The 25,343-nt window shown below is 66.3% G+C and carries 29 protein-coding genes; 12 read left to right on the top strand and 17 right to left on the bottom strand.

Translation table 11 applies throughout. From position 1 onward, the window contains the following. Nucleotide 1: 1 nt before the first annotated feature. The 6 genes from RPB_RS06570 to RPB_RS06545 form a co-directional block, all read right to left on the bottom strand. Nucleotides 2-844, bottom strand: a complete 843-nt coding sequence (locus tag RPB_RS06570; protein ID WP_011440200.1) for a shikimate dehydrogenase — start codon at nucleotides 842-844, stop codon at nucleotides 2-4. Between the two features lie 8 nt (nucleotides 845-852). After that, on the bottom strand, nucleotides 853-1,128 hold the full coding sequence (locus tag RPB_RS06565) for a helix-turn-helix domain-containing protein (RefSeq protein ID WP_041798021.1): 276 nt from the start codon (nucleotides 1,126-1,128) through the stop codon (nucleotides 853-855). Between the two features lie 120 nt (nucleotides 1,129-1,248). Further along, a complete protein-coding gene (locus RPB_RS06560) occupies nucleotides 1,249-3,315 on the bottom strand; it encodes an elongation factor G (protein WP_011440198.1) in 2,067 nt (688 codons plus the stop codon). A gap of 176 nt (nucleotides 3,316-3,491) precedes the next feature. Continuing rightward, a complete protein-coding gene (locus RPB_RS06555; protein ID WP_011440197.1) occupies nucleotides 3,492-3,962 on the bottom strand; it encodes a DUF992 domain-containing protein in 471 nt (156 codons plus the stop codon). A gap of 274 nt (nucleotides 3,963-4,236) precedes the next feature. Further along, entirely contained in the window at nucleotides 4,237-4,761 is a 525-nt protein-coding gene (locus tag RPB_RS06550; RefSeq protein ID WP_011440196.1) for a DUF992 domain-containing protein, read from the bottom strand. 139 nt (nucleotides 4,762-4,900) lie between these two features. Continuing rightward, nucleotides 4,901-6,103, bottom strand: a complete 1,203-nt coding sequence (locus tag RPB_RS06545) for a pyridoxal phosphate-dependent aminotransferase (protein WP_011440195.1) — start codon at nucleotides 6,101-6,103, stop codon at nucleotides 4,901-4,903. Nucleotides 6,104-6,578: 475 nt separating this feature from the next. Between RPB_RS06545 and RPB_RS06540 the strand changes: the two genes are divergently transcribed. The 3 genes from RPB_RS06540 (at nucleotide 6,579) to RPB_RS06530 (ending at nucleotide 8,804) form a co-directional block, all read left to right on the top strand. Next, on the top strand, nucleotides 6,579-7,232 hold the full coding sequence (locus tag RPB_RS06540) for a glutathione S-transferase family protein (RefSeq protein WP_041798020.1): 654 nt from the start codon (nucleotides 6,579-6,581) through the stop codon (nucleotides 7,230-7,232). Nucleotides 7,233-7,284: 52 nt separating this feature from the next. Then, nucleotides 7,285-7,542 carry a hypothetical protein gene (locus RPB_RS06535; RefSeq protein ID WP_011440193.1) on the top strand — a complete coding sequence of 86 codons (258 nt, stop codon included), beginning with the start codon at nucleotides 7,285-7,287 and terminating at the stop codon, nucleotides 7,540-7,542. Between the two features lie 86 nt (nucleotides 7,543-7,628). After that, nucleotides 7,629-8,804 (top strand): PQQ-dependent sugar dehydrogenase, encoded by a 1,176-nt coding sequence (locus RPB_RS06530; RefSeq protein ID WP_011440192.1) that lies wholly within the window; start codon nucleotides 7,629-7,631, stop codon nucleotides 8,802-8,804. Between the two features lie 16 nt (nucleotides 8,805-8,820). Here RPB_RS06530 and RPB_RS06525 read toward each other — a convergent pair whose 3' ends face one another. The 4 genes from RPB_RS06525 to RPB_RS06510 all read right to left on the bottom strand — a co-directional run bounded on the left by RPB_RS06525 (nucleotide 8,821) and on the right by RPB_RS06510 (nucleotide 12,442). After that, nucleotides 8,821-10,143, bottom strand: coding sequence for a TRAP transporter large permease (locus tag RPB_RS06525; protein ID WP_011440191.1), 1,323 nt, complete (start codon nucleotides 10,141-10,143; stop codon nucleotides 8,821-8,823). Nucleotides 10,144-10,155: 12 nt separating this feature from the next. Further along, nucleotides 10,156-10,698, bottom strand: coding sequence for a TRAP transporter small permease subunit (locus RPB_RS06520; RefSeq protein ID WP_011440190.1), 543 nt, complete (start codon nucleotides 10,696-10,698; stop codon nucleotides 10,156-10,158). Nucleotides 10,699-10,851: 153 nt separating this feature from the next. After that, nucleotides 10,852-11,892, bottom strand: coding sequence for a TRAP transporter substrate-binding protein DctP (dctP, locus tag RPB_RS06515; protein WP_011440189.1), 1,041 nt, complete (start codon nucleotides 11,890-11,892; stop codon nucleotides 10,852-10,854). A gap of 190 nt (nucleotides 11,893-12,082) precedes the next feature. Next, entirely contained in the window at nucleotides 12,083-12,442 is a 360-nt protein-coding gene (locus RPB_RS06510; RefSeq protein ID WP_011440188.1) for a DMT family protein, read from the bottom strand. A gap of 296 nt (nucleotides 12,443-12,738) precedes the next feature. Here RPB_RS06510 and RPB_RS06505 point away from each other — a divergent pair, with 296 nt between their 5' ends. From RPB_RS06505 to RPB_RS06480, 5 genes are all read left to right on the top strand, one after another. Beyond that, complete coding sequence (locus tag RPB_RS06505; RefSeq protein WP_011440187.1) at nucleotides 12,739-13,587, top strand: lysophospholipid acyltransferase family protein; 849 nt, start codon at nucleotides 12,739-12,741, stop codon at nucleotides 13,585-13,587. A 90-nt stretch (nucleotides 13,588-13,677) separates the two neighbouring features. After that, nucleotides 13,678-14,619: an aldo/keto reductase gene (locus RPB_RS06500; RefSeq protein WP_011440186.1), complete on the top strand. Its 942-nt coding sequence runs from the start codon at nucleotides 13,678-13,680 to the stop codon at nucleotides 14,617-14,619. Between the two features lie 281 nt (nucleotides 14,620-14,900). Further along, entirely contained in the window at nucleotides 14,901-15,590 is a 690-nt protein-coding gene (locus RPB_RS06490) for an HAD family hydrolase (RefSeq protein WP_011440184.1), read from the top strand. Nucleotides 15,591-15,708: 118 nt separating this feature from the next. Next, on the top strand, nucleotides 15,709-16,218 hold the full coding sequence (locus tag RPB_RS06485) for a PaaI family thioesterase (protein WP_011440183.1): 510 nt from the start codon (nucleotides 15,709-15,711) through the stop codon (nucleotides 16,216-16,218). A 36-nt stretch (nucleotides 16,219-16,254) separates the two neighbouring features. Further along, entirely contained in the window at nucleotides 16,255-16,788 is a 534-nt protein-coding gene (locus RPB_RS06480) for a hypothetical protein (protein WP_011440182.1), read from the top strand. A gap of 304 nt (nucleotides 16,789-17,092) precedes the next feature. On the opposite strand, the gene RPB_RS06475 is transcribed toward RPB_RS06480, so the two are convergent. Further along, the gene (locus tag RPB_RS06475; RefSeq protein ID WP_011440181.1) at nucleotides 17,093-17,620 is read right to left on the bottom strand and encodes a Dps family protein; all 528 of its coding nucleotides are present in this window, start codon (nucleotides 17,618-17,620) and stop codon (nucleotides 17,093-17,095) included. A gap of 278 nt (nucleotides 17,621-17,898) precedes the next feature. Between RPB_RS06475 and RPB_RS06470 the strand changes: the two genes are divergently transcribed. Continuing rightward, the gene (locus tag RPB_RS06470; RefSeq protein ID WP_011440180.1) at nucleotides 17,899-18,594 is read left to right on the top strand and encodes a methyltransferase domain-containing protein; all 696 of its coding nucleotides are present in this window, start codon (nucleotides 17,899-17,901) and stop codon (nucleotides 18,592-18,594) included. Nucleotides 18,595-18,635: 41 nt separating this feature from the next. On the opposite strand, the gene RPB_RS06465 is transcribed toward RPB_RS06470, so the two are convergent. Next, nucleotides 18,636-19,745 (bottom strand): ATP-dependent DNA helicase, encoded by a 1,110-nt coding sequence (locus RPB_RS06465; protein ID WP_011440179.1) that lies wholly within the window; start codon nucleotides 19,743-19,745, stop codon nucleotides 18,636-18,638. A 73-nt stretch (nucleotides 19,746-19,818) separates the two neighbouring features. Beyond that, nucleotides 19,819-20,655: a transglutaminase domain-containing protein gene (locus tag RPB_RS06460; RefSeq protein ID WP_011440178.1), complete on the bottom strand. Its 837-nt coding sequence runs from the start codon at nucleotides 20,653-20,655 to the stop codon at nucleotides 19,819-19,821. Nucleotides 20,656-20,867: 212 nt separating this feature from the next. On the opposite strand from RPB_RS06460, the gene RPB_RS06455 reads away from it, so the two are divergent. From RPB_RS06455 to RPB_RS24845, 3 genes are read left to right on the top strand one after another with little or no spacing between them, the layout of a single operon-like run. Beyond that, on the top strand, nucleotides 20,868-21,137 hold the full coding sequence (locus RPB_RS06455) for a hypothetical protein (protein ID WP_011440177.1): 270 nt from the start codon (nucleotides 20,868-20,870) through the stop codon (nucleotides 21,135-21,137). Between the two features lie 39 nt (nucleotides 21,138-21,176). Next, the gene (locus RPB_RS06450) at nucleotides 21,177-21,452 is read left to right on the top strand and encodes a DUF1488 domain-containing protein (protein ID WP_011440176.1); all 276 of its coding nucleotides are present in this window, start codon (nucleotides 21,177-21,179) and stop codon (nucleotides 21,450-21,452) included. 53 nt (nucleotides 21,453-21,505) lie between these two features. Continuing rightward, a complete protein-coding gene (locus RPB_RS24845; RefSeq protein ID WP_011440175.1) occupies nucleotides 21,506-21,661 on the top strand; it encodes a hypothetical protein in 156 nt (51 codons plus the stop codon). Nucleotides 21,662-21,837: 176 nt separating this feature from the next. Here the strand turns inward: RPB_RS24845 and flbD are convergent, their stop codons facing one another. From flbD to fliG, 4 genes are read right to left on the bottom strand one after another with little or no spacing between them, the layout of a single operon-like run. Beyond that, the gene (gene flbD / locus RPB_RS06440) at nucleotides 21,838-23,217 is read right to left on the bottom strand and encodes a sigma-54-dependent transcriptional regulator FlbD (protein WP_011440174.1); all 1,380 of its coding nucleotides are present in this window, start codon (nucleotides 23,215-23,217) and stop codon (nucleotides 21,838-21,840) included. Nucleotides 23,218-23,267: 50 nt separating this feature from the next. After that, a complete protein-coding gene (gene fliN / locus RPB_RS06435; protein WP_011440173.1) occupies nucleotides 23,268-23,618 on the bottom strand; it encodes a flagellar motor switch protein FliN in 351 nt (116 codons plus the stop codon). Between the two features lie 18 nt (nucleotides 23,619-23,636). Beyond that, nucleotides 23,637-24,254, bottom strand: coding sequence for a FliH/SctL family protein (locus RPB_RS06430; RefSeq protein ID WP_011440172.1), 618 nt, complete (start codon nucleotides 24,252-24,254; stop codon nucleotides 23,637-23,639). Continuing rightward, nucleotides 24,254-25,342, bottom strand: coding sequence for a flagellar motor switch protein FliG (fliG, locus tag RPB_RS06425; protein ID WP_011440171.1), 1,089 nt, complete (start codon nucleotides 25,340-25,342; stop codon nucleotides 24,254-24,256). Before fliG ends, RPB_RS06430 begins: the two co-directional genes overlap by 1 nt. Nucleotide 25,343: the final 1 nt, after the last annotated feature.

The raw sequence follows: 25,343 nt of genomic DNA, 5'->3' as shown, positions 1-25,343 counted from the left end.
ACTACTTCGCCGCCAGATCCGCTTCGACCAAAGCGCGCAGTTCGGCGGTGACGTGCGGCCGCGCGCCGAACCACAATTCGAAGCCGCGCACCGCCTGATGCAGCAGCATGCCGAGGCCGTCGGCGGTGCGCAGGCCGCGGCCGCGCGCCTCGGCGAGCAGTTCGGTCTCGAGCGGCACATAGACCAGATCGGCGACGGTGGCGTCGCTCGGCAGCGGCTCGAGATCGAGATCGAGCGACGGCTGCCCCTTCATGCCGAGCGAGGTGGTGTTGACCAGCAGGCCGGCGCCCGGCAGCGCCGCCGGCGCGTCGGTCCAGGCGATCGGCACAACGCGTTCGCCGAACAGATCGGCCAGCGCCTGCGCGCGCTCGAGCGAGCGGTTGGCGAGCGCGATGCGTTCGATGCCGCGCTCCAGCAGGCCGAACAGCACCGCGCGCGCAGAGCCGCCGGCGCCGAGCACCACGGCATGCGGGGTACGATCCCAGCCCGGCGCGCTGGCGTCGAGATTGGCGATGAAGCCCTCGACGTCGGTATTGGTCGAGCGCAGCACATCGCCGTCGTAATACAGCGTATTGGCGGCGCCGACCGCGCGGGCGCGGTCGTCCGGCTGCGTCAGTTGCAGCGCGCGCTCCTTGTGCGGGATGGTGACGTTGGCGCCGCTGTAGCCGTGCGCCCGCAGGTTCAGGACGAATTCGGCGAAGCCTTCCGGCGGCACCGATTCGATCGAATAGCCGCCGGGGATGCCGAGCGTCCGCAGCCAGTAATGATGGATCAGCGGCGAGCGCGAATGCGCCGCGGGCCAGCCGATCAGGCAGGCGGCGGTGTGACCGTCGCCGGGATGCATCGCCCGCGTCACGCGTCGTCCCTCCCTGCCGGCGGCGACGCCTGCCTCAACCGCACGCCGCGGCCGCCGTCCTCGCTGCGGGCGCGCTCGCCGATCAGTTCGACTCCGGCGCGGTTGAGCGCGTCGACCACCCGCGTCAACGATTCGACGATGCCGCGGACGTTGCCGTCGCTCGCTTCCATCCGTTGAATCGTCGGCACCGAGACGCCGGCGAGCTTCGCCAACGCGCGTTGGTCGATCCCGAGCAGCGCGCGTGCGGCGCGCATTTGAGACGAGGTGATCAAGCGAGCATCCGATTTCGAGGTCCGCCCTATCGGCTAGCGCAAATATAAAACGGCTTCAATGATGCTTGAAACATCATTGAAGCCGTTTTCGACTCTGCGTCTGCGACCCCGCCGGTCAGCTCACGCCGCGACCTGCCGGCGCGCGGCGACGATCTGATCCGCGGTGCGGCCGTTGACTTCGGCCATATGGTCGAAGCTGCGGGTGAAACTGCCGGCGCCGGCGGTGGCGGAGCGCAGTTCGACGATCAGATCGCCGATCTCCGCCTCCGGCAGGGTGGCGCGGACCACGTCCCAGCCCGGCCAGCCCTCGCGGGTATCGAAGCCGAGGATCTGGCCGCGTCGTCCCGACAGGATGGCGTTGACCTTGGCGGTGGCGTCGTTCGGGCAGACGATCTCGACATTGTGGATCGGCTCCAGCAGCACCGGCTGGCACTGCGGCAGCGCCTCGGTGATGCCGATCCGCGCCGCGGTGCGGAACGCCTGATCCGAGGAATCGACGCTGTGATACGAGCCGTCGGTCAGCGTGACGTGGACGTCGACCACCGGGAAGCCGAGCGGCCCCGCGCGCAGGCCATCGACCGCGCCTTCTTCGACCGCGCCGATGTAGTTGCGCGGCACCGCGCCGCCGACCACCGTCTCGGCGAAGACGAAGCCCTCGCCACGCGGCAACGGCTTCACCTCCAGCACCACGTCGCCGAACTGGCCGTGGCCGCCGGACTGCTTCTTGTGCCGGCCGCGCTGCGTCGCCGATTTGCGGATGGTCTCGCGATAGCCGATCGTCGGTGGATGCGACTTCACCGAAACGCCGTAGCGCTCCTTGAGCCGCTCCAGCGCGACGCGCAGGTGCATTTCGCCCTGCCCCCACAGCACGATGTCGTGGGTCTGCGGATCGTGAATCACGGTCAGCGACGGGTCTTCCTCGGAAAGCCGCTGCAGCGACTGGCCGAGCTTGACGTCGTCCTTGCGGTCGGCGGCGGCCAGCGCCATCGCCAGCACCGGCGGTGCGGGCGCGATCTCGACCAGCGCCGAGGGCGCGGTCTTGCCGTTGCCGAACGTATCGCCGGTCTTGATCGCGTCGAGCTTGCCGAGTGCGACCACCTCACCGGCCACCGCCGACGAGCGCTTGCTGTCGGCGCCGCCATTCGCGGTGTGGATGCCCGACACCCGCGCGGCTTCGCCGGACGGTGCGTGCACGGTGTCGCCGTCGGCCAACGTGCCGGCGAACACCCGCGCCAGCGACAGCTTGCCGCCGTGCTGCAGATGGGTGGTCTTCAGCACGTAGCCGACCGCGTCCTTGGACGCCGCGACGCCGAGCCGCGACGCGGTCTCTTCGACGTCGGGGGCTTCGTGGCGCAGCGCCTTCAACAGCCGCATCACGCCGTTCTCGCGCAGCGCCGAGCCCAGCAGCACCGGGCAGATCACGCCTTCGCGCAGTTCGCGCGCGAGATCGTCGAACACCGTGTCGCGCGGCGGCGGAATGTCTTCGAGCAATTGCTCCATCAGCGCGTCGTCGTGATCGGCGAGCTTCTCCAGCATCGAGAAGCGGGCTTCCTTCTCGCGGTCGAGATCGCCGCCTTCCAGCGCGATCACTTCGGAGGGTTTGTGCTCGCGATAGACGAAGGCGCGCTCCAGCGCGAGATCGACATAGCCAGCGATCAGGTCGCCGTTCCAGATCGGGATCTGGCGCAGCACCAGCGGGATTCGCGAGGCCGGCTGCAGGCTGTCGAGCACTTCGCGGATGCGTTTGGTGGCGCGATCGATCTTGTTGAGAAACAGGAAGCGCGGAATCCCGAGATCTTCGAGCTCGCGCAGGATGATCTGCAATTGCGGCAGCTTGCGCTCGTCGGCCTCGCACACCACGACGGCGGCATCGACCGCGGGCAGCGCGGCGCGCATGTCGTGCGCGAATTCGACCGAGCCCGGACAATCGAGGAAGGTGTAGGTCTCGCCCATGAACTGCGTGGTCGCCGCGGTGAGGCCGAGCCCCATCTTGTGCTGGCGCGCTTCCGGGCTGGAGTCGCCATACGAGGTACCAGCATCGACCGAGCCGGCGCGCGGCACGGCGCCGGTACGCGCGAGGATCGCTTCGAGCAGTGTGGTTTTTCCGCTTTGGAATGGGCCCACCAATGCAATGCACCGGGGACCCGATTCTTTAGTATTTGGGGGACTTCTGAGGTCTTGTCCCATCGCCGCCTCCTTGTCTGGAGCTCGGCCCTTGATTGGGTCGGCGAGGCAATGCTTTCAGCAGCCTCGCCGCTTGGCAAGCGCGAAAAATTACGAAGCTTGCAGACTGCCCTTGAGCAGGATCAAGGACAGCGGCAAATCATCGCTGCGACGCGCGCATTGCGCCGCAACGCGGTTAGTTAGCGGCCCGGACGCAGTTCCAGCTCCTGCAGGCCGACCGCGACGTTGAGGCCGGTCTGGCCCTGCAGGCTGAGCGGCTGCAGCGCGATGGAATTGGCCGAGCCGCCGACCAGCACGTTGGCGCCGAGGCCGACGCCGACCGACGCAGAACCCTGCGCGCCGGCGTAGTTACCGGCGAGATCGCCCGGGCCGAAGCGCTCGACCGGCGCGAACACGCCCCAGGCCAGCGCGGTCTCCTGGGTGATACCAAGGTCGAGGCCGACCTTGCGGATGGTGGCGACATAAGGTGTGTCGGGACGGCCTTCGGCGCGCAACACGCAGCCGAGATTGGTGACCGAGCCGACGATGAAGCCCGTGCTCGCCCCGCCGCGGCATTCGAGCACGCCGATCCGCACGCGCCCCTCTTGCGCATGGGCAGCGCTGGCGACCAGCGAAGCGGCGATAGCGAGCAGAAGCGAAAAGCGGCGCATGAGAATTCTCCGGTTCAAGACATGTGATGCAGGTCGGTCGATCCCGACCATTTGATTCAGATGGTGGCGATGCGGCCGACGCGGATCAGCCAAGCGCGCAGCGCAACCGAGCGCCCGCCCATCTAGTCACAGCATCGGCGAATCTTCAATGACAGCCGGATTTTCAATGCGCCGGCGGCGATCGCGACACGCGTCGTCGAACCGGACGCTCGTCGCCAAAAAAAAGGGCCCGCAATGCGGGCCCTTCCGTCGAAGCGATGGCGCGTCGGCGCGATCAGCGGTGATGGCGATGCTTGCGCTTGTGCTTGCGGTACTTGCGCTGCGGCAGATCGGCCGGGCGGAGCTGCACGTCGACGATGCCGGCGGTGGCGTTCAGGCCGGTCTGGCCCTGCAGGCTGAGCGGCTGCAACGCGTAGGCGTTCGACGAACCGCCGACCAGCAGATTGCCGCCGACGCCGACGCCGAACGACGCGTTGGCCCCGACGCCGCCATAGCTGCCGGACAGGTCGCCGCGGCCGAGCCGACGGGTCGGCGCATAGACCGCCCAGGCGATGCCCGTGTTCTGGGTGAAGCCGAGATCGAGCCCGATGCGCTGCAGGCGCGCGACATACGGCTCCGGCCGGCGGCCGGCGGTGTTGAACACGCATTCGAGTTCGGTGGTGGAGCCGACGACGTAGCCGACGTTCGGGCCACCGGCGCATTCGAGCACGCCGACCTGCAGTCGCTCTTGCGCACTCGCGCTCGCGAACGACGCGACCAGCGCGACAGCCGTGACACCGAACAGTCTGGTGATGGACATTGAAAGAAACTCCGCATTTCAGGATTTGGATTGCGGAGGCGACAAGAAGGAAGCGTCTTGTCCAAAACAAGGCGCTTCCACGATGCCGGAATAAATCTAACCAACCTTGCCGATCTTTAATGAACGGCCGGTTGAACCTTCAGCGCAGGTTCCCGCAAAAGCGCTGGATGCGCTTGCAGGCTTCTTCGAGATCCGAGGTTTTCGTCGCGTAGGAAATCCGGAACGCCGGGCCGAGGCCGAACGCCGAGCCCTGCACCACCGCGACGCCCTCGGCTTCGAGCAGCTCGGTGACGAAGTCCTGATCGGTCTCGATGACCTTGCCGGACGGCGCGGTCTTGCCGATCGTGCCGGCGCAGGACGGATAGACGTAGAACGCCCCTTCCGGCCGCGGGCAATCGATCCCCGACGCCTGGTTCAGCATCGACACCACGAGGTCGCGGCGCTCCTTGAACACCTTGTTGTGGGCGGCGATGAAGTCCTGCGGGCCGTTGAGCGCTTCCACCGCCGCCCATTGGGCGATCGAGGACGGGTTCGAGGTCGACTGCGACTGGATCGTCGCCATCGCCTTGATCAATTGCGCCGGGCCGCCCGCATAGCCGATCCGCCAGCCGGTCATACAATAGGATTTCGACACGCCGTTCACGGTCAGCGTGCGATCGAACAGACGCGGCTCGATCTGCGCCGGGGTGGTGAAGTCGAAATCGTCGTAGACGAGATGCTCGTACATGTCGTCGGTCATCACCCAGACGTGCGGATGCTTGACCAGCACGTCGGTGAGCGCCTTCAACTCTTCGCGCGAATAGGCGGCGCCGGTCGGGTTCGACGGCGAATTGAGAATGATCCACTTGGTCTTCGGCGTAATCGCTGCCTCCAGCGCCGCCGGCTGCAGCTTGAAGCCGGATTCCGCCGGGCACACCACCGGCACCGACTCGCCGCCGGCGAGCGCCACCATTTCCGGATAGCTGACCCAATACGGCGCCGGGATGATCACCTCGTCGCCGGGATTGATGGTGGCGATCAGCGCGTTGTACAGCACCTGCTTGCCGCCGGTGCCGACGATGATCTGGTTGGGCTTGTAGGTCAGGCCGTTCTCGCGCTGAAACTTGTCGATGATCGCCTGCTTCAGCTCCGGAATGCCGTCGACCGCGGTGTACTTGGTCTTGCCGGCCTCGATGGCGTGGATCGCCGCCAGCTTGATGTTGGCGGGCGTGTCGAAATCCGGCTCGCCGGAGCCGAGCCCGATGACGTTGCGGCCCGCCGCTTTCAGCTCACGTGCCTTGTCCGTGACCGCGATGGTCGCGGACGGCTTCACACGATCGAGCGCGGTGGACAGGAACGACATCGTCTTCTCCTTGCAGCCGTCATGAGCCGGCGGAGGGCGCGACTCTTCGATTTCTGACGGGGATGCCCCACACTAAGCGCCGGCACGCTGCATCGCAAGATCATTGCAGGGAGCGGCGCGGTTTTTCGGGCCTCCGGCAGCGGCGGGCTCGCCGGGGCGGCCGCGCCGCCGCGAAGACGGACAATCCAGGCCGAAAACAGCGCTGCGAGGACTGGCTTCTCGCCGGCTGTGTTGCGAGTCATGCGCGCAACAGCCGCGCGCGTGCCGATTTCGCATGGCGCTGCAGAGGTGCTCGACAGTCGCGATCACGCGAGATGAATTCAATTGTAGATCATCTTTCCGCGCGGTTGCACTGCGGCAAATGATTTCGACCCTTTCCATTGCTTGGGGCTTGCGACGCCTGCCGGTCGGCATCATTGTTTAGCCGCGTTCGGGTCGGCAGATGCCCGGACCACAGGCGAGCGAAACGACCGCGATGTACAAGCTCTATTCGATGCAGCGATCCGGCAACAGCTACAAGGCGCGGCTTGCGCTGGCGTTTCTGGGTGCGCCCTATCGCGCGATCGAAGTCGATATCCTGCGCGGCGAGAGTCGCACGCCGGAATTCCTCGCCAAGAATCCGAGCGGTCAGGTGCCGCTGCTGGAAGTCGCGCAAGGCCGCTATCTGGCCGAATCCAACGCGATTCTGTGGTACCTCGCCGTCGGCACTTCGCTGGCGCCGGATACGCGGATGGATCGCGCCGAAGCGCTGCAATGGATGTTCTTCGAGCAGCATGCGCTGGAGCCGAATATCGGATCGGCTTACTTCTGGCTGTGCCTGGTGAAGGGCGGTCGCGACTTGCAGACCCACGCACTCGAGGACTGGCTGGAGCGGGGCTACGCCGCGCTGCAGGTGATGGAAAATCACCTCAGGACTCACGATTTCGTGGCGGCCGGCCAGCTCACCATCGCCGACATCGCGCTGTACGGCTACACCCACGTCGCCGACCAGTGCGACTTCGACCTGTCGACCTTCCCGGCGGTCAACGCGTGGCTGCGGCGGGTCGAGCAGACGCCGGGCTTCATCACCATGGACTGGACGCCGGATTCGGCGCCGCACGACCACGTCGATTTCGCCGCCGAGGCCTGAACGACTGGTATTTTCGCGCCGATTCCGCCGTCATTTTGCCACGATCGGCCCCGTGCTGCCCCATAAACGCCTGCGATTGCAAGGATATTTGAGTGCTCGGCGATTCGCCGACGCCTGCGAGGGCTTCGTCATGACTCGGTTGCCTGGCCATGAGGCCGGCTTCATCCAACGCTACACCCCGGATGGGACAACCCGGCTGATCCGCGGTGTGGCGGCATCGCTGACGGTTGCGGTGGTCTTGCTCAGCGTCATCCTGACGCTCGCGGTCGTTTCGACCCAATCGAGCATGGCGATGCCGTTTGCGAACTGAACTCCCGTCTCGATCGAACGCTCCGCCTACGCAGCCGCGCTGGCGCTGATGGCATTTTGCTCCGGCAGAAGCTTGGAGGCCTTGCGATGAAGACGCTCCTGGTCTGGGTTTCCGGCACGCTGACGGTGGCGACGGTGATCATCGCCTCGTTCCTGATCGCGACCAAGAGCAGCGGCGAGCCGGCCTCGTTCAAGTCCTCCGCGGGCCCGCTGGCGGTGAAGACCTTCGCACAGAATCTCGACAGCCCCTGGGCGCTGGCGTTCCTGCCCGAGGGGCGCGTGCTGGTCACCGAGAAGCCGGGGCGGATGCGGGTGGTGTCGGCGCAGGGTGCGCTGTCGCCGCCGGTCCGGGGCGTTCCCGAGGTCTGGGCCACCGGCCAGGGCGGGCTGCTCGACGTCGTCACCGACACGAACTTCGCCGCCAACCGGACGATCTATTTCTGCTACGCTGAACGCACCAGCCAGGGCGGCCGCAGCGGCGGACGCACCGCCGTCGCCCGCGCGGCGCTCGTCGAGAGCGACGCGCCACGGCTCGACGACGTGAACGTGATCTTCCGTCAGGACGGCCCGCTGTCCTCGGGCAATCACTATGGCTGCCGGATCGCGCAAGGCGCCGACGGACACCTGTTCGTCACGCTCGGCGATCATTTCAGCTTCCGCGATCAGGCGCAGAATCTCGGCAACCATCTCGGCAAGATCATCCGCATCGCGCCGGACGGCAGCGTGCCGGCCGGCAATCCGTTCGTCGGGCGCGCCGACGCCAGGCCGGAGATCTGGAGCTACGGCCACCGCAACCCGCAATCGCTCGCCCTCAATCCGGCGAGCGGCGGGTTGTGGGAGATCGAGCACGGCCCGCGCGGCGGCGACGAGGTCAACATCATTCGGCCCGGCAACAATTATGGCTGGCCGGTGATCGGCTACGGAATCGACTACAGCGGCGCCACCATCCACGAGGCGGCCGCGAAGTCCGGTATGGAGCAGCCGGTCAAATATTGGGTGCCGTCGATCGCGCCGTCTGGGATGGCGTTCTACACCGCCAAGCTGTTTCCGACATGGGCCGGCAGCCTGTTCACCGGCGCGCTCGCCGGCAAGATGCTGGTGCGGCTGTCGCTCGCCGGCGACAAGGTGACCGGCGAAGAACGCCTGCTGGAGGCGCTGAACGAACGCATCCGCGACGTCCGCCAGGGCCCCGACGGCGCGCTGTGGCTGCTGACCGACAACGCCGCCGGACGCATCCTGCGCGTGACGCCGGCCGCGGACTGAGCCGGCGGCCCCGGCGCTAGCGTGCAACGCCGAAGAACAGATTCGGGAAGAACAGCGCGATCTGCGGGAAGATGATCAGGATCAGCACGCCCAGCAGCGTCACCAGCACATACGGCACGACCGACCAGTAGATGTCGCTCATGCTGACCTCGGGCGGCGCCACCGCCTTGAGGTAGAACAGGTTGAAGCCGAACGGCGGCGTCATGTAGCCGATCTCCATCATGATGATGAAGACGACGCCGAACCAGACCGGGTCCCAGCCGTAGAGCTGCACCACGGGGATGAACACCGGGAGCGTGATCAGCATGATGCCGACCGGATCCAGCACCATGCCGAGCAGCAGCAGCACGAGCAGGATGAAGGCCAGCGCGCCCCACTCGCCGCCGGGAATCAGCGTCATCAGATGGTTCATCAGTTCGTTGGCGCCGAGCGTGGTGTAGGCCGTCGAGAACGCGTGCGCGGCGAACAGGATCCACATGATCAGCGCGGTGAGGCGCAGCGTCTGCATCGCGGCGTCGGTCAGCACCTCCAGCGTCAGCTTGCGATGCACCGCGGAGGCGACCAGCGCGCCGAACACGCCGAGCGCCGCGGCTTCGGTCGGCGTCGCGAAGCCGCCGAAGATCGCGCCGAGCACCATCACCACGATCAGCAGCGGCAGCACGACGGCCTTCAGCGACGCGAATTTCAGCCCCCAGTCGCCGCGCTCCTCGACCGGCAGCGCCGGCGCCAGCGACGGCTGCAGCCAGGCGCGGACGGTGATGTAGATCGTCACCAGCACGACGAGCAGAATGCCGGGACCGATGCCGGAGGCGAACAGGCGGCCGACCGACACTTCGGTCAGCAGCGCGTAGAGCACCATCAGGATCGACGGCGGGATCAGCACGCCCCAGCCGCCGCCGGCATTGATCGCGCCGAGCGCGAGCCGCTTGTCGTAACCGCGCTCGAGCATCCGCGGCAACGCGATGGCGCCCATGGTGACCACGGCGGCGCCGCTGATGCCGCTCATCGCCGCGAAGATCGCGCAGATCAGCACCGTGCCGATCGCCAGCCCGCCGCGCATCGCGCCGAACCAGACGTGCATCATCCGGTACAGGTCCTGCGCCACGCCCGATTTCTCGAGCAACATCGCCATGTACACGTACATCGGGATCGCGATCAGCGTGAAGCTGGTCATCGAGTCCCAGAATTTCGACGCGACGATGTAGAAGCCGACCGGCCCCATGGTGAAATACAGAAACACCACGGAAATGCCGCCGAGCGTGAACGCCAGCGGCGTGCCGATGAACAGGAAGAACAGCAGCGAACCGAAGAACAGCAGGGTCAGGAGTTCGACAGACACGAGACCGTCCGTTCAGTGAGAGGGATCGTCGCCGGCCTGCTTGCCGAACGTTTCGGGGTCGTTCTCGTATCCGGCCACGGTGCGGATGTCGGAGGCGACACGCACCAGCCCCTGCAGCAGCAGCAGCACGCCCGCGATGGGGATAGCGAGCTTGACCGGCCAGATGTACGGATTCCAGATGCTATAGCTGGACTCCATCTTTGCCATGGACTCCCACGCCATGTCGGCGCTCTGCCAGATCAGCACGCCGACGAACAGGAAGAACAGAACAGAGGTCGCGAGATCGACCTTCGCTTTCCGCACGCGGGAGAATTTGCCGTAGAAGATGTCGACGCTGACATGCGCCCGCTCCGACAGCAGATAGCCGCCGGCGACCACCGCGTAGACGCCGAAAATCAGTTGCGCGAACTCGGCGGTCCAGATCGCGGCGCTGCCGACGAGGTAGCGCATGATCACGTCGGCCATCAGCAGCAGAAAGATCGGGACGATCAACCACGCGGCAATTCTGGCGACCCAGGCGTTGAGGCGGGTGATCGCCGCGGCGAGTTTCAGCATTCCTTCACTTCCTGTCTCGACGCTGCCGACCGGGCCGGCCTTCGGAGACGACCCGCCGCGGCGAACCGAACGCAAGGAGGTCGGACCACGGCGTCGACGCGGGCGTTTCGGCGATTCGGTTCGCGGGCCTCATCGGCGCGACGACAGTGCCGCTCAGCCGTAACCGAGATCGGACATCAGCTTCGTCAGGGCCTCGCCGCCCTTCGTCGCGATGGCGCCCTTGGCGGTTTCCTTCTGCAGGATCGTCTTCGAGGCCGCGGTGAATCTGCCGAGCACGTCGTCGGAAAACCGCACGACCTCGACGTTCATCTTGGTCTTGCCGGTACTCAACGCGACGGCCTCCTGATGCAGATATTCCACCGAGCGGAGAAAATAGCGTTCCTCGATCAGCGACAGCAATTGTATCCGCAGGTCGGCCGGCAGCTTGTCCAGCGCGGCCGTATTGATGATGTAGGCGTCGTTGGTGAAGCCGAGCGCCGGCTTCATGTGGAACGGCGCGACCTCCCAGAATTTCATCGACAGCGCGCCGACCGCAGCGCCCCAATGCGCGCCGTCCACTACGCCGGTCGAGATCGCCTGATAGATCTCAGGGCCGGCGATCTGCTGCGGCGATGCGCCGGCGGCGGCGAGATATTCCAGCATCGAGCCGGCGGAGCGGATCTTCAGCGAGCCGAGATCGGCGGCCGATCCGATCTTGCGTTTGAGCACCACTTCGGTCGGGTAAGCCTTCTCGGCGAAGATGACGACGCCCTTGGGGCGCAGTTCCTCGTTGACCATCTTCTCGATGCCGAGATTCTTGGTCAGATGCATCATCTCCCAGGTCTCGCGCAGCGTGCCGGGCACGCCGTAGAGCAGCCCCATCGCCTGCGCTTCGCCGAGAATATACGCCGGAGAAATCGTCCCCATCGGTACGACACCGCGCCGAACGACGTTGTAGATCTCACGATCCTTGGCGATCTCGCCGGCGCCGAACAGTTCCAGGTTGAAGCGGCCGTCGGTGCGCGCCGCGAGCTGCTTGGCGAGCACGGCGAGACTGTCGTTGAACGAGCCCGACGCTTTCGGCCAATGCGCCTGAACCTTCCAGGTGACTTTCTCCTGCGCCAGCGCTTGCCCGATCACCGCCGGAGCCGCCGCGACGGCGAGCGCGCCCTTCAGAATGCTGCGTCGATTCGACGTGTTGCTCGAGCTCGGCACGCGCTTCTCCCTCAGTCTGTTGTTTTGCCGGTATCAGAACACGTCGCAAACCGGCTCGTCAACGACCAAAGCCTCGCGCGCGCGGAGATAATGTCGCAGAGCGCACCCGCCGCATCGCCGCAAGTACGGGACAACAGCGTGTTGCAAAGCGGCGAGTCGCAGGACGAGCGGAGGCCGAGGGCGAACTACTTCAATGCCATTTGTGGAAGATGAAGTACGCGCCGAGGGCGATGAAGGCGAAGCCGAGCGCGTGATTCCACCCCAGCGGCTCCTTCAGATACAGCGCCGAAAAGCCGGCGAACACCACCAGCGTGATCACCTCCTGCATGGTCTTGAGCTGCGCCGCCGAATACACCGCGCTGCCCCAGCGATTAGCCGGAACCGCCAGCCAGTATTCGAACAGCGCGATGCCCCAGCTCACCATGATCACCACGGGCAGCGCGACGGCCTTGTGCTTGAGGTGCCCGTACCAGGCGAAGGTCATGAAGATATTGGAGCCGATCAGCAGCAGGATCGGCAGCACATAAGGCGAGATGAAGCTGGGGGGCATTGGAGGCCTTTCGAAAAACCAGGAGGTAACTACGTGAACGCGATGCGGTTCCGGCGGCTTCACGCAAACGCGATGACGCGGGGCCGCAAAAGCGGATGCATGGGCGATGCCGAGGGCGAACCACGCCCAGCGGAAGAAACGGGATTGTCCCTGATACGTCACCGCTATGTAACAATGTACCGATAATTTGTCCCTGCGTTTGATCGAGGCCCCCCGTCGCCGATCAGCGTCCCAGCGGTCCCTGTCAGTCGCCGCGTCTGACCGGGGCCGCACCTTTTTGAGCGGGTGCTATTGCGATGATCCGATTTGCCGTTGTCATTGCCTGCGTGGTGCCGTTGACGCTGGCGCTGCTGCCGCTGCAGCTCCTGGCGCTCCGCAACGAGTGGCGCATCCAGCGCACCATCCCTCGGTTGTATCACCGAATTTTGTGCAGGCTGATCGGCGTCCGGATCCGCGAGGTCGGCTGCCGCGACGGCCATGGCCCGGTGCTGATTCTCGCCAATCACGTCTCCTGGCTCGACATCTGCGTGATCTCGGCGCTGGCGCCGGTGGCCTTCGTCGCGAAGAGCGAAGTCGCGGGCTGGCCGCTGTTCGGCTTTCTGGCGAAGCTTCAGCGCACCATCTTCATCGACCGCCAGGCACGGCATCGCACCGGCGACGCCACCGTCGAGATCGGCGGACGGCTGCGCGACGGCGACGCCGTGGTGCTGTTCGCCGAGGGCACGTCGAGCGACGGCAGCCGCGTGCTGCCGTTCCGCTCCGCGCTGATCGGCGCGGTGCATCACGCGCTCGGCGACGACGCACAGGCCGCGATCGGCGTGCAGCCGATGGCGGTGACCTACACCGGATTCGGCGGCCTGCCGATCGGCCGCGAACTGCGCGAGCGCGTGGCGTGGTACGGCGACGCCGATCTGATTCCGCATTTCGTCGGTCTGCTGTCGTCCGGCGCCATCGACGTCACCGTGAGCTGGGGCGAGCCGATCGCGGCCTCGGCGACCGATCGCAAGGCGATCGCACGCGACGCCGAGCAATCGGTGCGGCGGATGTGCGAGGCCGCGCGGCGCGCCGGCATCCGCGATCCCATCGCGCCGCGTCCGAATGCTGCGCCTGTCGCGCGGCCGGACGCGCAGCTCGAGCCGGCCTGACGCCGCATCGCTGATGTGAACGCGGCCGCCTTGCCGCCGCGCGGCGCGCGCGGCACAATGCGGGCTTCGGCGTTTCGCACAGGACCCTTCATGCAACTTCGTAATCTCGGCGGCAGCGGGCTGCGCGTCTCCGTCGTCGGCCTCGGCTGCAACAATTTCGGCCAGCGCACCGACCCCGACACTTCGCGCAAGGTCATCCACAAGGCGATCGATCTCGGCGTCACGCTGTTCGACACCGCCGACATCTATGCGGGCCAGGGCGGCTCCGAGACGGTGCTCGGCGACGTGCTCGGCGATCGCCGCAAGGACATCGTGCTGGCAACCAAATTCAGCAAGCCGATGGCCGCCGACGGCACCAAGCAGGGCGCGTCGCGGCGCTACATCGTCGCCGCCGTCGAGGCCAGCCTCAAGCGGCTGAAGACCGACTGGATCGACCTGTACCAGCAGCACGATTACGACGAGCTGACGCCGATCGACGAGACGCTGCGCGCGCTCGACGACCTGATCCGCGCCGGCAAGGTGCGCTACATCGGCAATTCGAATTTCCCGGCGTGGCGCATTGCCGAGGCCGAATACGTCGCCCGCGCGCTCGGCACGCATCGCTTCGTGTCGTGCCAGGACGAATACAGCCTCGTCGTCCGCGACATCGAGAAGGATCTGCTGCCGGCGGCGCAGGAATACAAGCTCGGCCTGCTGCCGTTCTTCCCGCTGGCCAGCGGCCTGCTGACCGGCAAGTATCAGCGCGGCGCCGAGGCGCCGGCGCACACCCGCTTCGCCAAGATGCCGGCGATCCGCGACCGCTACTTCACCGAGGTCAATCTCGTCGTCGTCGACCGGCTCAAGGCGTTCGCGGAGTCGCACGGCAAGTCGCTGCTCGACCTCGCCTTCTCCTGGCTCGCCTGCCGCCCGCAAGTCTCCAGCGTGATCGCCGGCGCCACCTCGCCGGAGCAGATCGAGCAGAACGTCAAGGCGGCGAGCTGGCAGCTCGGCGCCGAGGAGATGGCGGAGATCGATACGATTACGAAGGGGTAGCAATCGGGCGGAAGCACCGCGGATTGCGCTTACGTTGCCCCTGCCTCCGCGCTAAACTCTCGCGATGGAACCGCAGCCGAACACGCTCCCTCCCCAAGCCCGCCGGCTGATCTGCGCCGGATGCGGCACGGAGTTCGCGTGCACGATGGACGGCGATTGCTGGTGTGCGGCGGAGCCGGTGAGCTTGCCGATGCCGTCGGATGCGGTGGATTGTCTGTGCCCCGACTGCCTGCGCGAACTTGCCAAGGCGGACCGGCCGGCCGGGGACAGGGCGTGAGCGCGTGACCGACTGGCTGATCGAGGCGGTGCTGCTCGACATGGACGGCACGCTGGTCGACACCGAGCGCGTCTATATCGAGAGCCTGACCGAGGTGCTGGCCGAACTGGGCCTGCCCGACGCGCTCGCCACCTGCCACAGCATGATCGGCCTGCCCGGCCCGCAATGCCAGGCGCTGCTGGTGGCGCGCTACGGCGATGCGCTGCCGCTCACCGCCATCAATCGCGCCTTCGCCGCCAAGCGCGACGCCCGGTTCGCACGTGGGCTGCCGGTGAAGGCCGGCACGCTGGAGCTGCTCGATACGCTGCGCGAGGCGCGCTGCAAGGTGGCGGTGGTGACGTCGTCGTCGCGCAAAACCGCCGACCTGCATCTGACGCTGGCCGGCATCCGCGCGCGGTTCGACACCATCTTCACCCGCGACGACGTCGATCGCGGCAAGCCGGCGCCCGACCTGTATCTGCTCGCGGCGCAGCGGATCGGCAGTGCGCCGCGGAACTGCGTCGCGGTGGAGGATTCCAGCGTCGGCGTCGCCGCAGCCTTCACCGCCGGCGCGATCACCCTGATGGTGCCCGATCTGCTGCAGCCGGACCACGGCACGCGCGAAAAATGCGCCGCGGTGCTGCCCGATCTGCACGCGGTGCTGGCGACGCTGCGCCAGCGCGGACGCTTCGTGCCGTCGCCGTCGCCCGGCTGAGGCGCGACACCTCTTCGCGCCGCCTGCGGCGACATCACAACCACCTTCGGCCTCCGCCCCCTCTGGCATCCCGCGCGCGACTTTGGTATGATAATCATCATATCAAAGGGAGAGCGGCATGGATGCGCGGACCGAAAATCAGATCGACTACGGCGTGACGCCGGTCGAAACCATGGCGTCGATGGCGGGGCTGGACTTCGTCCGCGCGATCTTCGACGGCCGGCTGCCGCAGCCGCCGATCATGCAGACCATCGAGCCGTTCGACTGCACCGCCGAACCGGGCCTGATCGTGATGCACTCGCTGCCGGCGCTGCGGCACTACAATCCGATCGGCTCGGTGCACGGCGGCTACGCGGCGACACTGCTGGATTCGGCGATGGGGCTCGCGGTGCAGAGCATGCTGCAGCCGGGCCAGGGCTACACCACGCTGGAATTCAAGATCAGCTTCGTCCGCGGCATGAGCGCCGACACCGGCATGATCCGCACCGAAGGCCGCATCTTCAATGTCGGCCGCCGCGCCGCGACCGCGGAGGCGAAGATCACCGATTCCAACGGCCGGTTGCTGTCGCACGCCACCACCACCTGCCTGGTGTTCGATTTGCCGACCGGAACCCGCCCGGCCGTGTAGCGTTGTTTCCGGCGTACCAACAAAGCCGGAGACCGCATGTCGCTCGCCAGCGACCAGATCAAGCCGCAGTCCTATCATTTCGACGACGACGGGCTGATCCCGAACAATCCGATGCCGCTGCTGATCTACAAGCGCGCCGTCGAGGTTGGGCGCGACGGCCCCGCGGAGGCGATCGAGGCGCTGTTCGGCCGCAACGGCTGGGGCCAGATGTGGCGCAACGGCATTTTCGACTACGCGCATTATCACGCCACGGTGCACGAGGCGCTCGGCGTCGCGCGCGGCCATGCGCTGGTGCTGTTCGGCGGCGACCAGGGCGAGGCGATCGAGCTGACGCCCGGCGATGTCGCAGTGCTGCCGGCCGGCACCGGCCACAAGCGACTGTTCGCCTCGCATGATTTCCAGGTGGTCGGCGCCTATCCGCCCGGCCCCGAGATGCAGATCATGCGGCCGACGCCGGACAATTATCGCCGGGCGCTGAAGACCATCCCGCAGGTGCCGCTGCCGCAGACCGATCCGGTCGCCGGCGAGGACGGGCCGCTGATGCGGCTGTGGGGCAAGTCATCGCATTGACGTCAGCAGGCCGCTAACTCACCGGAGCTTCCGCCCGGTGTGATGAGCGATCCGGGTTCTGCCTATCCGCATGTCGTCCCCGCGCAGGCGGGGACCCATACTCCGCAACACCTCGATTGAAGCGCTGTGGCAGAGGCCTTCCTTCACTAGAAAAGCCAGGGGCTATGGGTCCCCGCCTGCGCGGGGACGACTGTTGCGTGGGCAGCGGCTGAACATTTCTTCGATGCCCTCCGATCCCTCTCCCCGCAACAGCGGGGCGAGGGAGTTCTCTGCGCCTCGGGGCGGACTCACCACCTCATGATGCTCACTCTTCGTTGGCGCCTTCCTGGCGGCTGGCTTCGAACAGGAACCAGGTGCGCTTTTCGGTCTCGTCGATGAAATTCTCGAGCAGGCCGGCGCTGGCGGCGTCGTCGCATTCGTCGACGATCTTGTGCGCCTTGCGCATCGCCGCCGCCATTTTCTTGTTGTCGTTCATCAGCTCGCGCAGCATCTCGCGCGGCGGGACGTAGTCCTCGTTGTTGTCCTGGATGGTCTGCAGCTTGGCGATGTGGCCGATCGAGCGCAGGGTGACGCCGCCGACCTTGCGGACCCGCTCGGCCAGCGCGTCGGTGGTGGCGAAGATCTGGTCGGACTGCTCGTCCAGCATCAGATGATAATCGCGGAAATGCCGGCCGCTGATGTGCCAGTGGAAGTTCTTGGTCTTCAGATACAGCGCGAACGCATCGGCCAGCAACGTGTTCAGCGCGGCGGAAATCTTGTCGACGGACTGCTGCGGCAGGTCGGTCGGGGTGTCGAGGTCGGGAGCGATGGAAGCGGATTTGGCTTTGGTCACGGCGGGTTGTCCTGTCGAGAGGGATGTGCCCGAAGGCGAAAGATCGGTCGGCTGGGGCGATCGTTCAATCCGGACGATCCAAGCAGGTCGCAACCGCGAATTCTTGGATGTTTGGATTGAATTCGTTGGTCGGCCCCGCGAAACACGATAGACCTCGCGACAACGCGCCAAATTCCGCCGTGTTCCAATGATGGAACGAATTCAGCGCGTGTGTCCGCCCGCCGGTTGGCTTCGCAGCCGCGAGCCATATTCAAGCCCTGCCAATTTTCGAGGCATCGATGGACGACTGGATCGACTACTACGACTCGACCCACACGATCTATGTCAGCAAGCTCCATCGCGACGTGCATTTCGACGAGATTGCGAAGGATATCGCCGGCTATATCGCGGCGCCGGACGCGACCGTGCTCGACTATTCCTGCGGCGAGGCGCTGTCGGCGGCCACGGTCGCCGAAAAATGCGGCACGCTGATCCTCGCCGAGCCGGCGCCCGGGGTCCGCGGCCGGCTGAGCGTCCGGTTCGCGCACCATCCCAATATCAAGGTGCGCTCGCTCGACGACCTGCAGGCGATGCCGAACGGCTCGGTCGATCTGGTGGTGATGAATTCGGTGGCGCAATACATGACGCCGGCCGCACTCGATCAGGCTCTGTCGCTGATCCGCCGGCTGCTGCGGCGTTCGGGCAAACTGGTGCTCGGCGACATCCTGCGGCCCGAAGTCGGCATGGGTCGCGACGTGGCCGCGCTGCTGAAATTCGCGGCCCGGCACGGCTTTCTGAAGGATGCGCTGGTCGGCCTGGCGCGGACCGCGCTATCCGACTACCGCCAACTCCGCACCAAGATCGGCCTGCAGCGCTACAGCGAAGCCGATATGCTGGCCAAGCTCACCGCAGCGGGCTTCTCGGCCATCCGCGCCGACACCAATATCGGCCACAATCCGTGGCGAATGACCTTCGTGGCGCGGCCGGCGGCCTGAAGCGCAGGGTGGCACGCTGGCTCAGGGCCCTCGTCACCACATCACACCACCACGCTCAGCCGCTTCGCGGCTCGCGTGATGCCGGTGTAGAGCCAGCGGGCGCGGCTGTCCTGGAAGGCGAAGCTTTCGTCGAACAGCACGACGTCGTCCCATTGCGAGCCCTGGCTCTTGTGCACGGTGAGCACATAGCCGTAGTCGAACTCGTCATAGGGCTTGCGCTGATCCCACGAGATGTCCTCGATGCCCCCGGCGAAGCACTCGTTGCGGACCGACACCTTGGTGAGCCGGCCGCCGAAATCCTCGTCCGGCGTCACCCGCAGGGTGATGATCTTCGACTTGGTCGGCGCCCGCGACTTCACCCGCCACAGGCCGCCGTTGAACAGCGCCTTCTTGCGGTTGTTGCGCAGGCACACCAGCTTGTCGCCGCCGACCGGCAGCGGGTCCTCGATGTTCAGGCGCTGGCGGAAGCGGGCGTTGTAGGCGCGCCTTGTGTTGTTGCGGCCGACCAGCACCTGGTCGGCGTCCATCACCCGCTGCGGATCGAGGCTGTCGCGCGTCACCACTTCGGTCTCGCCGTAGCGGCCGAGTTCGAGACGGCGGCCTTCGCGCACGTCCATCGACAGCCGCACGATCGGATCGTCCTGCGCCTGGCGATGCACCTCGGTGAGCATCACGTCGGGCTCGCAATCGGTGAAATAGCCGCCGCCCTGGATCGGCGGCAACTGCGCCGGATCGCCGAGCACCAGCAGCGGGCAATCGAACGACATCAGGTCGCGGCCGAGTTCCTCGTCGACCATCGAGCATTCGTCGATCACGATCAGCTTGGCCTTCGACGCCGGGGCGTCGTCCCACAATTCGAAGCTCGGCTGCTCGACGCCCGACTCCTTGGTGCGATAGATCAGCGAATGAATCGTCGAGGCGTCGTCGCAGCCCTTGTTGCGCATCACCAGCGCGGCCTTGCCGGTGAAGGCGGCGAACTTCACCTCGCCCGACACGCCCTCGGCGATCTCGCGCGCCAGCGTGGTCTTGCCGGTGCCGGCATAGCCGAACAGCCGGAACACCAGCGGCGTGCCGCCTCGGCCGGGCTTGGCTTTCAGCCAGGCAGCGACGGCTTTCAGCGCGTCGTCCTGGATCGGGGTGAAGGTGGTCATGCGGTCTCATGGCAGCAGGCGCGCAGGCATGGCCCGCGGCGACTCGATGCCGGCAAGCTAGCGCTTCGTGGCCTCAGCGCAAGCCGGCGACGCCGTTGGCGGTCTCGACGATCTCGTCGGTCCAGACCTTGAAGCTGACCAGCGTGTTGGGGCCGAAGGTCTGGGTGATCGGCACGTCGGCCGCGTCGCGCCCCTGCGCGATCAGGACCCGCCCGAGCCGCGGCTCGTTGTTGCGCGGATCGAAGGTATGCCAATGGCCGCCGAGATAGGCCTCGAACCAGCCGGCGAAATCGCCGGCGGCCCAGGGCTTGGGCGTGCCCATGTCGCCGAGATAGCCGGTGCAGTAGCGCGCCGGGATATTCATGCAGCGGCACAGCGCGATCGCCAGATGCGCATAGTCGCGGCAGACGCCGCGGCCTTCCTCGAACGCCTCGTGCGCGGTGCGGGTGGCGCGGGCGTGCTGATAATCGAATTTGATGTGGTTGTGGACGAAATCGCAAATCGCCTGCACCCGCGGCCAGCCCGGCGGCGTGGTCTCGAACATCTTCCAGGCTGTATCGGACAGCAGGTCGGTCTCACAATAGCGGCTGCCGAGCAGATAGACGATGGTGTCGGCGGGCAGATCCTCGACGGCATGCTGGATCGCCGACGGCACCACCGGGTCCGGCACACCGAGATCACGGACGATACCGTCCGCCGCGAACCGCACCCGGCCCGCGGGCGCCACCAGCCGGCTGCACCAATTCCCGAACATGTCGCGATAGGGCGTGATCGCGACCGGCGGGTCGACGGTGAGATAGTCGGGCACGATGACGTCGGAGGCGCGCGTGAAATGAGTTCCCAGCACGATCAGCATCGGCGTCGGCTGCGGGAAATCGTAGAGCATTTCATAGCCGACACGCAGTTTCATGACAGTCGTCTCCGCAATCGCACCTTGGGGCTTGATCGGAAGTGATCGCCGGCTGCTTGGTGAGAGATGGCGATCGCAACCCCGGAAAACAAGATGTCGTGAGGAGGCGATGACGCCGCGGTCGATTTGGGTGGCAATCGCAAGCGAAAAGGCGCAGCATCCGCGATGATCGCGCCGCAAGCACGGTGACGCAGGTCAGGAGGAACTCATCCATGACCACGCGCACGCGCCGCGAGACCATCATCTTTCAACAGCCCTTCCGGCTCCGCGGTATCGAGCGCGAACTGCCGGCAGGTTCCTACGACATCGTCACCGACGAAGAACTGATCGAAGGTCTGTCGTTCCCGGTGTTTCGCCGGCTCGCGACCCTGATCACCCTGCCCTGCGCGCCGCCGCACCAGACCGCCATCGAAATGGTCGCAATCGACCCCGAAGCGGTGCGCAACGCCCAAGATGCCGAGGCCGGCGCCAGCCTGCCGTAATCCACGGCGCAGCGCGGCCGTACCCAAGGATCAATCGCAATGACGTTCACCAGCGGCGAATATCGCGGCTACGACACCGACCGATCGGTGGTGCTGTTCTCGATGATCGATGGCTACAAGGAAGTGCCCTGCGCGATCAGTGCGGACGCGATGGACTTCCTCGACGGCGCCAAACGGACCTCGCCCGCGCAGCGCGAACAGCAATTCTTGCGGTTGCGCACGTCGATCGAGCAACGCGCCGAGCGCAAATTCGCGGCCGCCGAACTCGAAGGCAACCCCGCCGGCATCATCCTGCGCAGCATCGATTTTCGCTGACGCTCGATTTCCGCTATGACGGCGCCATCTGTCGCGGATGGAGGATCGGCGGAATGCGGCGCCTGGCGACCTGGCTGTTCTACGCGACCGGCGCGCTCGCCTGCGCGTATCTGGCGCTGTACGCTTATACGGTGCTGACCGCGCCGAAGCTCACCCCCGGTGAGCCGATCAAGATCTTCCGCAATCCGGACGCGCCGAAATATTCTTGAAATAGGCGTTTGTCATTCCGGGGCGCGCGAAGCGCGAACCCAGAATCTATAGCCCCTGACCTTGATGTGAAGCGAGACGACCACCGTGCTTCGATAGCGAAGCTGCGGCGTATGGATTCCGGGTTCGCTCACTTCGTGAGCGCCCCGGAATGACAGTGTGCTTGTTGGCGGCGCCCTCACGCCGTCTGCACGAAGGCGCGGTGTTCGCCGCCGCCGGCGGCCGGAATCGGCAGGCCGCCGTCGGCATATTCGTTGAGCTTGTTGCGCAGCGTGCGGATCGAGATGCCCAGAATATTCGCCGCGTGGGTGCGGTTGCCGAGGCAGTGCTTCAGCGTTTCCAGGATCAGGTCGCGCTCGACGTCGGCGACGGTTCGGCCGACCAGCGCGCGGGTCACCTGCTCGGCCGCGAAGGTGGCGTGCGCCACCGCCGGCGGCGTCTTGGCCTGATCGAGCCGGTCGCCGTCCGGCGTCAGGATCGCACCGGCGCCGATCTCGTCGCCCTGCGCCATCAGCACCGCGCGGTGAATCGTGTTCTCCAACTCACGGACGTTGCCCTGCCAGCGGTTGGTGGTGAGCACGCGCCGCGCGTCGGCCGAAATCGGCCGCACCGGCACGCCGTTGGCGTCGGCGTATTTGCGGGCGAAATGCTGCGCCAGTTCGAGAATATCCGCCGGCCGTTCACGCAGCGGCGGAATCTTCAGGTTGACGACGTTGAGCCGGAACAGCAGATCCTCGCGGAAAGTGCCGGCGCGCACCGCGTCCTGCAGGTTGCGGTTCGAGGTGGCGAGAATGCGGATGTCGACCGGCACCGGGCGGCTGCCGCCGACGCGGTCGATCACCCGCTCCTGGATCGCGCGCAGCAGCTTCGACTGCAGCCGCACGTCCATCTCGGAAATTTCGTCGAGCAGCAGCGTGCCGCCGGTCGCTTCCTCGAACTTGCCGATGCGGCGCGCCACCGCGCCGGTGAAGGCGCCCTTCTCGTGGCCGAACAATTCGGATTCGAGCAGGTGTTCCGGAATCGCCGCGCAATTGATGCTGATGAACGGCTTCTTCGCCCGGTGCGAGCGGGTGTGGACGTAGCGCGCCAGCACTTCCTTGCCGGTGCCGCTCTCGCCGGTGATCATCACCGAGGCGTCCGAACCGGCGATCTGCTGCGCCAGCTTCACCACCTTGGCCATCGCCTCGTCTCGATACACCAGTTCGCGGGAATCATTGGCGACCGCGGCCAGCACCGCCGCGATCAGTTCCGGATCCGGCGGCAGCGGGATGTACTCCTTGGCGCCGGCGTGGATCGCGGCGACCGCGGCGCGGGCGTCGTTGGCGATGCCGCAGGCGACGATCGGCACGTGGATGTGTTCGGCCTCCAGCCGCATCACCAGATCGCGGATGTCGATCGCGACGTCGACCAGCAGCAGATCGGCGCCCTTGCCGCCGCGCAGCACCCGCAACGCCTGTTCGTTGTCGTCGGCGTGGGTGACGGACGCGCCGTTGTCGATCGCGATCTTGGTCGCGGTTGTGAGTTGGCCCTTCAGGGTGCCGACGATGAGAAGCCGCATGGTTCGCTCCTGTGATCCTGTGTCCTGCCGCGCCGACGCGGGCTTCCGAATTAGCTGCGTTCCGCCTTGATGATTTCGGTCATGGTGACGCCGAGCTTGTCCTCGACCAGCACCACTTCGCCGCGCGCCACCAGGCGATTGTTCACGTAGATGTCGATCGCTTCGCCGACCCGGCGATCGAGCTCCAGCACCGCGCCGGGCCCGAGCTTGAGCAATTCGCCGACGTCCATCTTGGAGCGGCCGAGCACGGCCGAGACCTGCACCGGAACGTCGAACACCGCTTCGAGATCGGCGGCGACGCGCGAGGTCTGTTCTTCCTCGTGGTAACCGACATCCGCCAGCGGCGGCGCGTCGGCGCCGTTCAGATCGGGAAGCGGCACCTGGCCGTCATTGTCGCCCATGTTCAGTCCTCGAACTCGTTAGCGGCGCGACGCCATGTAGCGCCCGACCAATTCACCGATCTTGGCTTCGATCGCGGCGCGGTCCAGCACCACGCCGCCGTCGGCCCATTCAATTCTGCAGTCGCCGCCGGCGATCTCCGGATCCGACAACAGCACCAGCCGTCCTGCGAAGCCGCTCTGCTTGGCGAGCAGCTCGATGCGCTCGCGCGCGGCCTCGTAGAGCGAGTCGCTGATGCGCACCGCCAGATGCGGCGTCGAGACCAGTTGATGGAAGCATTCGCCGACCAGCGACGTGATTTCCGCCAGCGGCTCGGCGGCGACCAGTTCGCCACAGAGTTTGCGCGCGACCGCCACCGCGACTTCGACCGCCTCGGTTTCCATCCGCGTTTCGACGGCGCCGATGCCGTCGGCGATGCTTCGGATCGCCTGGGCGATCTGCTCCAGCGCCGCGGCGCTGCGGCGTTCGGCTTCGGCCTGGATCTCGCGCTGGGCCTGGGCGAATCCTGTCTGATAGCCGCGCTGTTCGGCGGCGGCGACCTCGCGCGCCAGCTCGTCGGCGGCCGCGGCCTTTTCGCGGGCCTTGTCGGGCGCCCCGAAATCGTTGTCGAACAGGAATTTCTGCGCGGGAGCGGCCATCAATACACCAGTTCGTCGTCGGCGCGGTTCTTGGTGAGGACGATCTCGCCCTTGGCGGCGAGGTCCTTGGCGAGATTCACGAGCAGCGCCTGGGCCTCGTCGACATCGCGCAGCCGCACCGGGCCGAGCGCGGCCATGTCGTCGAGCAGCATCTTGCCGGCGCGCGACGACATGTTGCCCATGAAGAAGCCGCGGACATCCTCGTTGGCGCTCTTCAGCGCGATCGCGAGCTTGTCGCGGTCGATATTGCGCATCAGCGTCTGCGCCGAGCCGGCGTCGAGCTTGACTAGATCGTCGAAGGTGAACATCAGCGACTTGATGCGCTCCGCCGCCTCGCGATTGTCCTCTTCCAACGAGGTGATGAACCGGGTCTCGGTCTGGCGGTCGAAATTGTTGAAGATTTCCGCCATCACCTCGTGGGCGTCGCGGCGGCGGGTCTGCGACAGATTGGACATGAATTCGGAGCGCAGCGTCCGCTCGAGGCTTTCCACCACTTCCTTCTGCACCGATTCCATCCGCAACATCCGATTGATGACGTCGAGCGCCATGTCTTCGGGCAGGATCGCCAGCACTTTGGCGGCGTGTTCGGGCTTGAGCTTCGACAGCACCACCGCCGTGGTCTGCGGATATTCGTTCTTGAGATAGTTGGCGAGAACCTCCTCCTGGACGTTGGAGAGCTTCTCCCACATGTTGCGGCCGGCGGGGCCGCGTATTTCCTCCATGATGCCGGTGACGCGATCGGCCGGCAGATAGCGCTGCAGCAGCCGCTCGGTGGCGTCGTAATTGCCCATCAGCGCGCCGGACGCCGACATCCGCGACACGAATTCGAGCAGCAGGTCCTCGACCGTCTCCGGCTCGATGGTGCCGAGCGTCGACATCACCGACGACAGCTCCCGCACCTCGTCGTCGTCGAGCAGGCTCCAGATCTTGCCGCCATATTGCTCACCGAGCGCGAGCATCAGGATCGCCGCGCGCTTCGGGCCGGGCAGCGGCTTCGAGGCGGGGCGGCCGTTCTGACGCTGCGCGAGCGTCGCGACGACGCTGGCGATGTCTTCGGTGCCGGGTGTTGTTGCGGGCGTCTCGGCCATG

The organism is Rhodopseudomonas palustris HaA2, assembly GCF_000013365.1.
Taxonomy (GTDB): Bacteria; Pseudomonadota; Alphaproteobacteria; order Rhizobiales; family Xanthobacteraceae; genus Rhodopseudomonas; species Rhodopseudomonas palustris_J.
This window is presented reverse-complemented; position numbering and strand designations above follow the sequence as displayed.

Coding starts and splice junctions, on each gene's coding strand:
- RPB_RS06540 (WP_041798020.1), top strand. CDS start 6,579: ATGTACAAGCTCTATTCGATGCAGCGATCCGGCAACAGCTACAAGGCG.
- RPB_RS06560 (WP_011440198.1), bottom strand. CDS start 3,315: ATGGGACAAGACCTCAGAAGTCCCCCAAATACTAAAGAATCGGGTCCC.
- RPB_RS06450 (WP_011440176.1), top strand. CDS start 21,177: ATGACGTTCACCAGCGGCGAATATCGCGGCTACGACACCGACCGATCG.
- RPB_RS06520 (WP_011440190.1), bottom strand. CDS start 10,698: ATGCTGAAACTCGCCGCGGCGATCACCCGCCTCAACGCCTGGGTCGCC.
- RPB_RS06465 (WP_011440179.1), bottom strand. CDS start 19,745: ATGACCACCTTCACCCCGATCCAGGACGACGCGCTGAAAGCCGTCGCT.
- RPB_RS06550 (WP_011440196.1), bottom strand. CDS start 4,761: ATGTCCATCACCAGACTGTTCGGTGTCACGGCTGTCGCGCTGGTCGCG.
- RPB_RS06545 (WP_011440195.1), bottom strand. CDS start 6,103: ATGTCGTTCCTGTCCACCGCGCTCGATCGTGTGAAGCCGTCCGCGACC.
- RPB_RS06460 (WP_011440178.1), bottom strand. CDS start 20,655: ATGAAACTGCGTGTCGGCTATGAAATGCTCTACGATTTCCCGCAGCCG.
- RPB_RS06570 (WP_011440200.1), bottom strand. CDS start 844: ATGCATCCCGGCGACGGTCACACCGCCGCCTGCCTGATCGGCTGGCCC.
- RPB_RS06555 (WP_011440197.1), bottom strand. CDS start 3,962: ATGCGCCGCTTTTCGCTTCTGCTCGCTATCGCCGCTTCGCTGGTCGCC.
- RPB_RS24845 (WP_011440175.1), top strand. CDS start 21,506: ATGCGGCGCCTGGCGACCTGGCTGTTCTACGCGACCGGCGCGCTCGCC.
- flbD (WP_011440174.1), bottom strand. CDS start 23,217: ATGCGGCTTCTCATCGTCGGCACCCTGAAGGGCCAACTCACAACCGCG.
- RPB_RS06500 (WP_011440186.1), top strand. CDS start 13,678: ATGCAACTTCGTAATCTCGGCGGCAGCGGGCTGCGCGTCTCCGTCGTC.
- RPB_RS06430 (WP_011440172.1), bottom strand. CDS start 24,254: ATGGCCGCTCCCGCGCAGAAATTCCTGTTCGACAACGATTTCGGGGCG.
- RPB_RS06485 (WP_011440183.1), top strand. CDS start 15,709: ATGGATGCGCGGACCGAAAATCAGATCGACTACGGCGTGACGCCGGTC.
- RPB_RS06455 (WP_011440177.1), top strand. CDS start 20,868: ATGACCACGCGCACGCGCCGCGAGACCATCATCTTTCAACAGCCCTTC.
- RPB_RS06510 (WP_011440188.1), bottom strand. CDS start 12,442: ATGCCCCCCAGCTTCATCTCGCCTTATGTGCTGCCGATCCTGCTGCTG.
- RPB_RS06480 (WP_011440182.1), top strand. CDS start 16,255: ATGTCGCTCGCCAGCGACCAGATCAAGCCGCAGTCCTATCATTTCGAC.
- fliN (WP_011440173.1), bottom strand. CDS start 23,618: ATGGGCGACAATGACGGCCAGGTGCCGCTTCCCGATCTGAACGGCGCC.
- RPB_RS06530 (WP_011440192.1), top strand. CDS start 7,629: ATGAAGACGCTCCTGGTCTGGGTTTCCGGCACGCTGACGGTGGCGACG.
- fliG (WP_011440171.1), bottom strand. CDS start 25,342: ATGGCCGAGACGCCCGCAACAACACCCGGCACCGAAGACATCGCCAGC.
- RPB_RS06505 (WP_011440187.1), top strand. CDS start 12,739: ATGATCCGATTTGCCGTTGTCATTGCCTGCGTGGTGCCGTTGACGCTG.
- RPB_RS06470 (WP_011440180.1), top strand. CDS start 17,899: ATGGACGACTGGATCGACTACTACGACTCGACCCACACGATCTATGTC.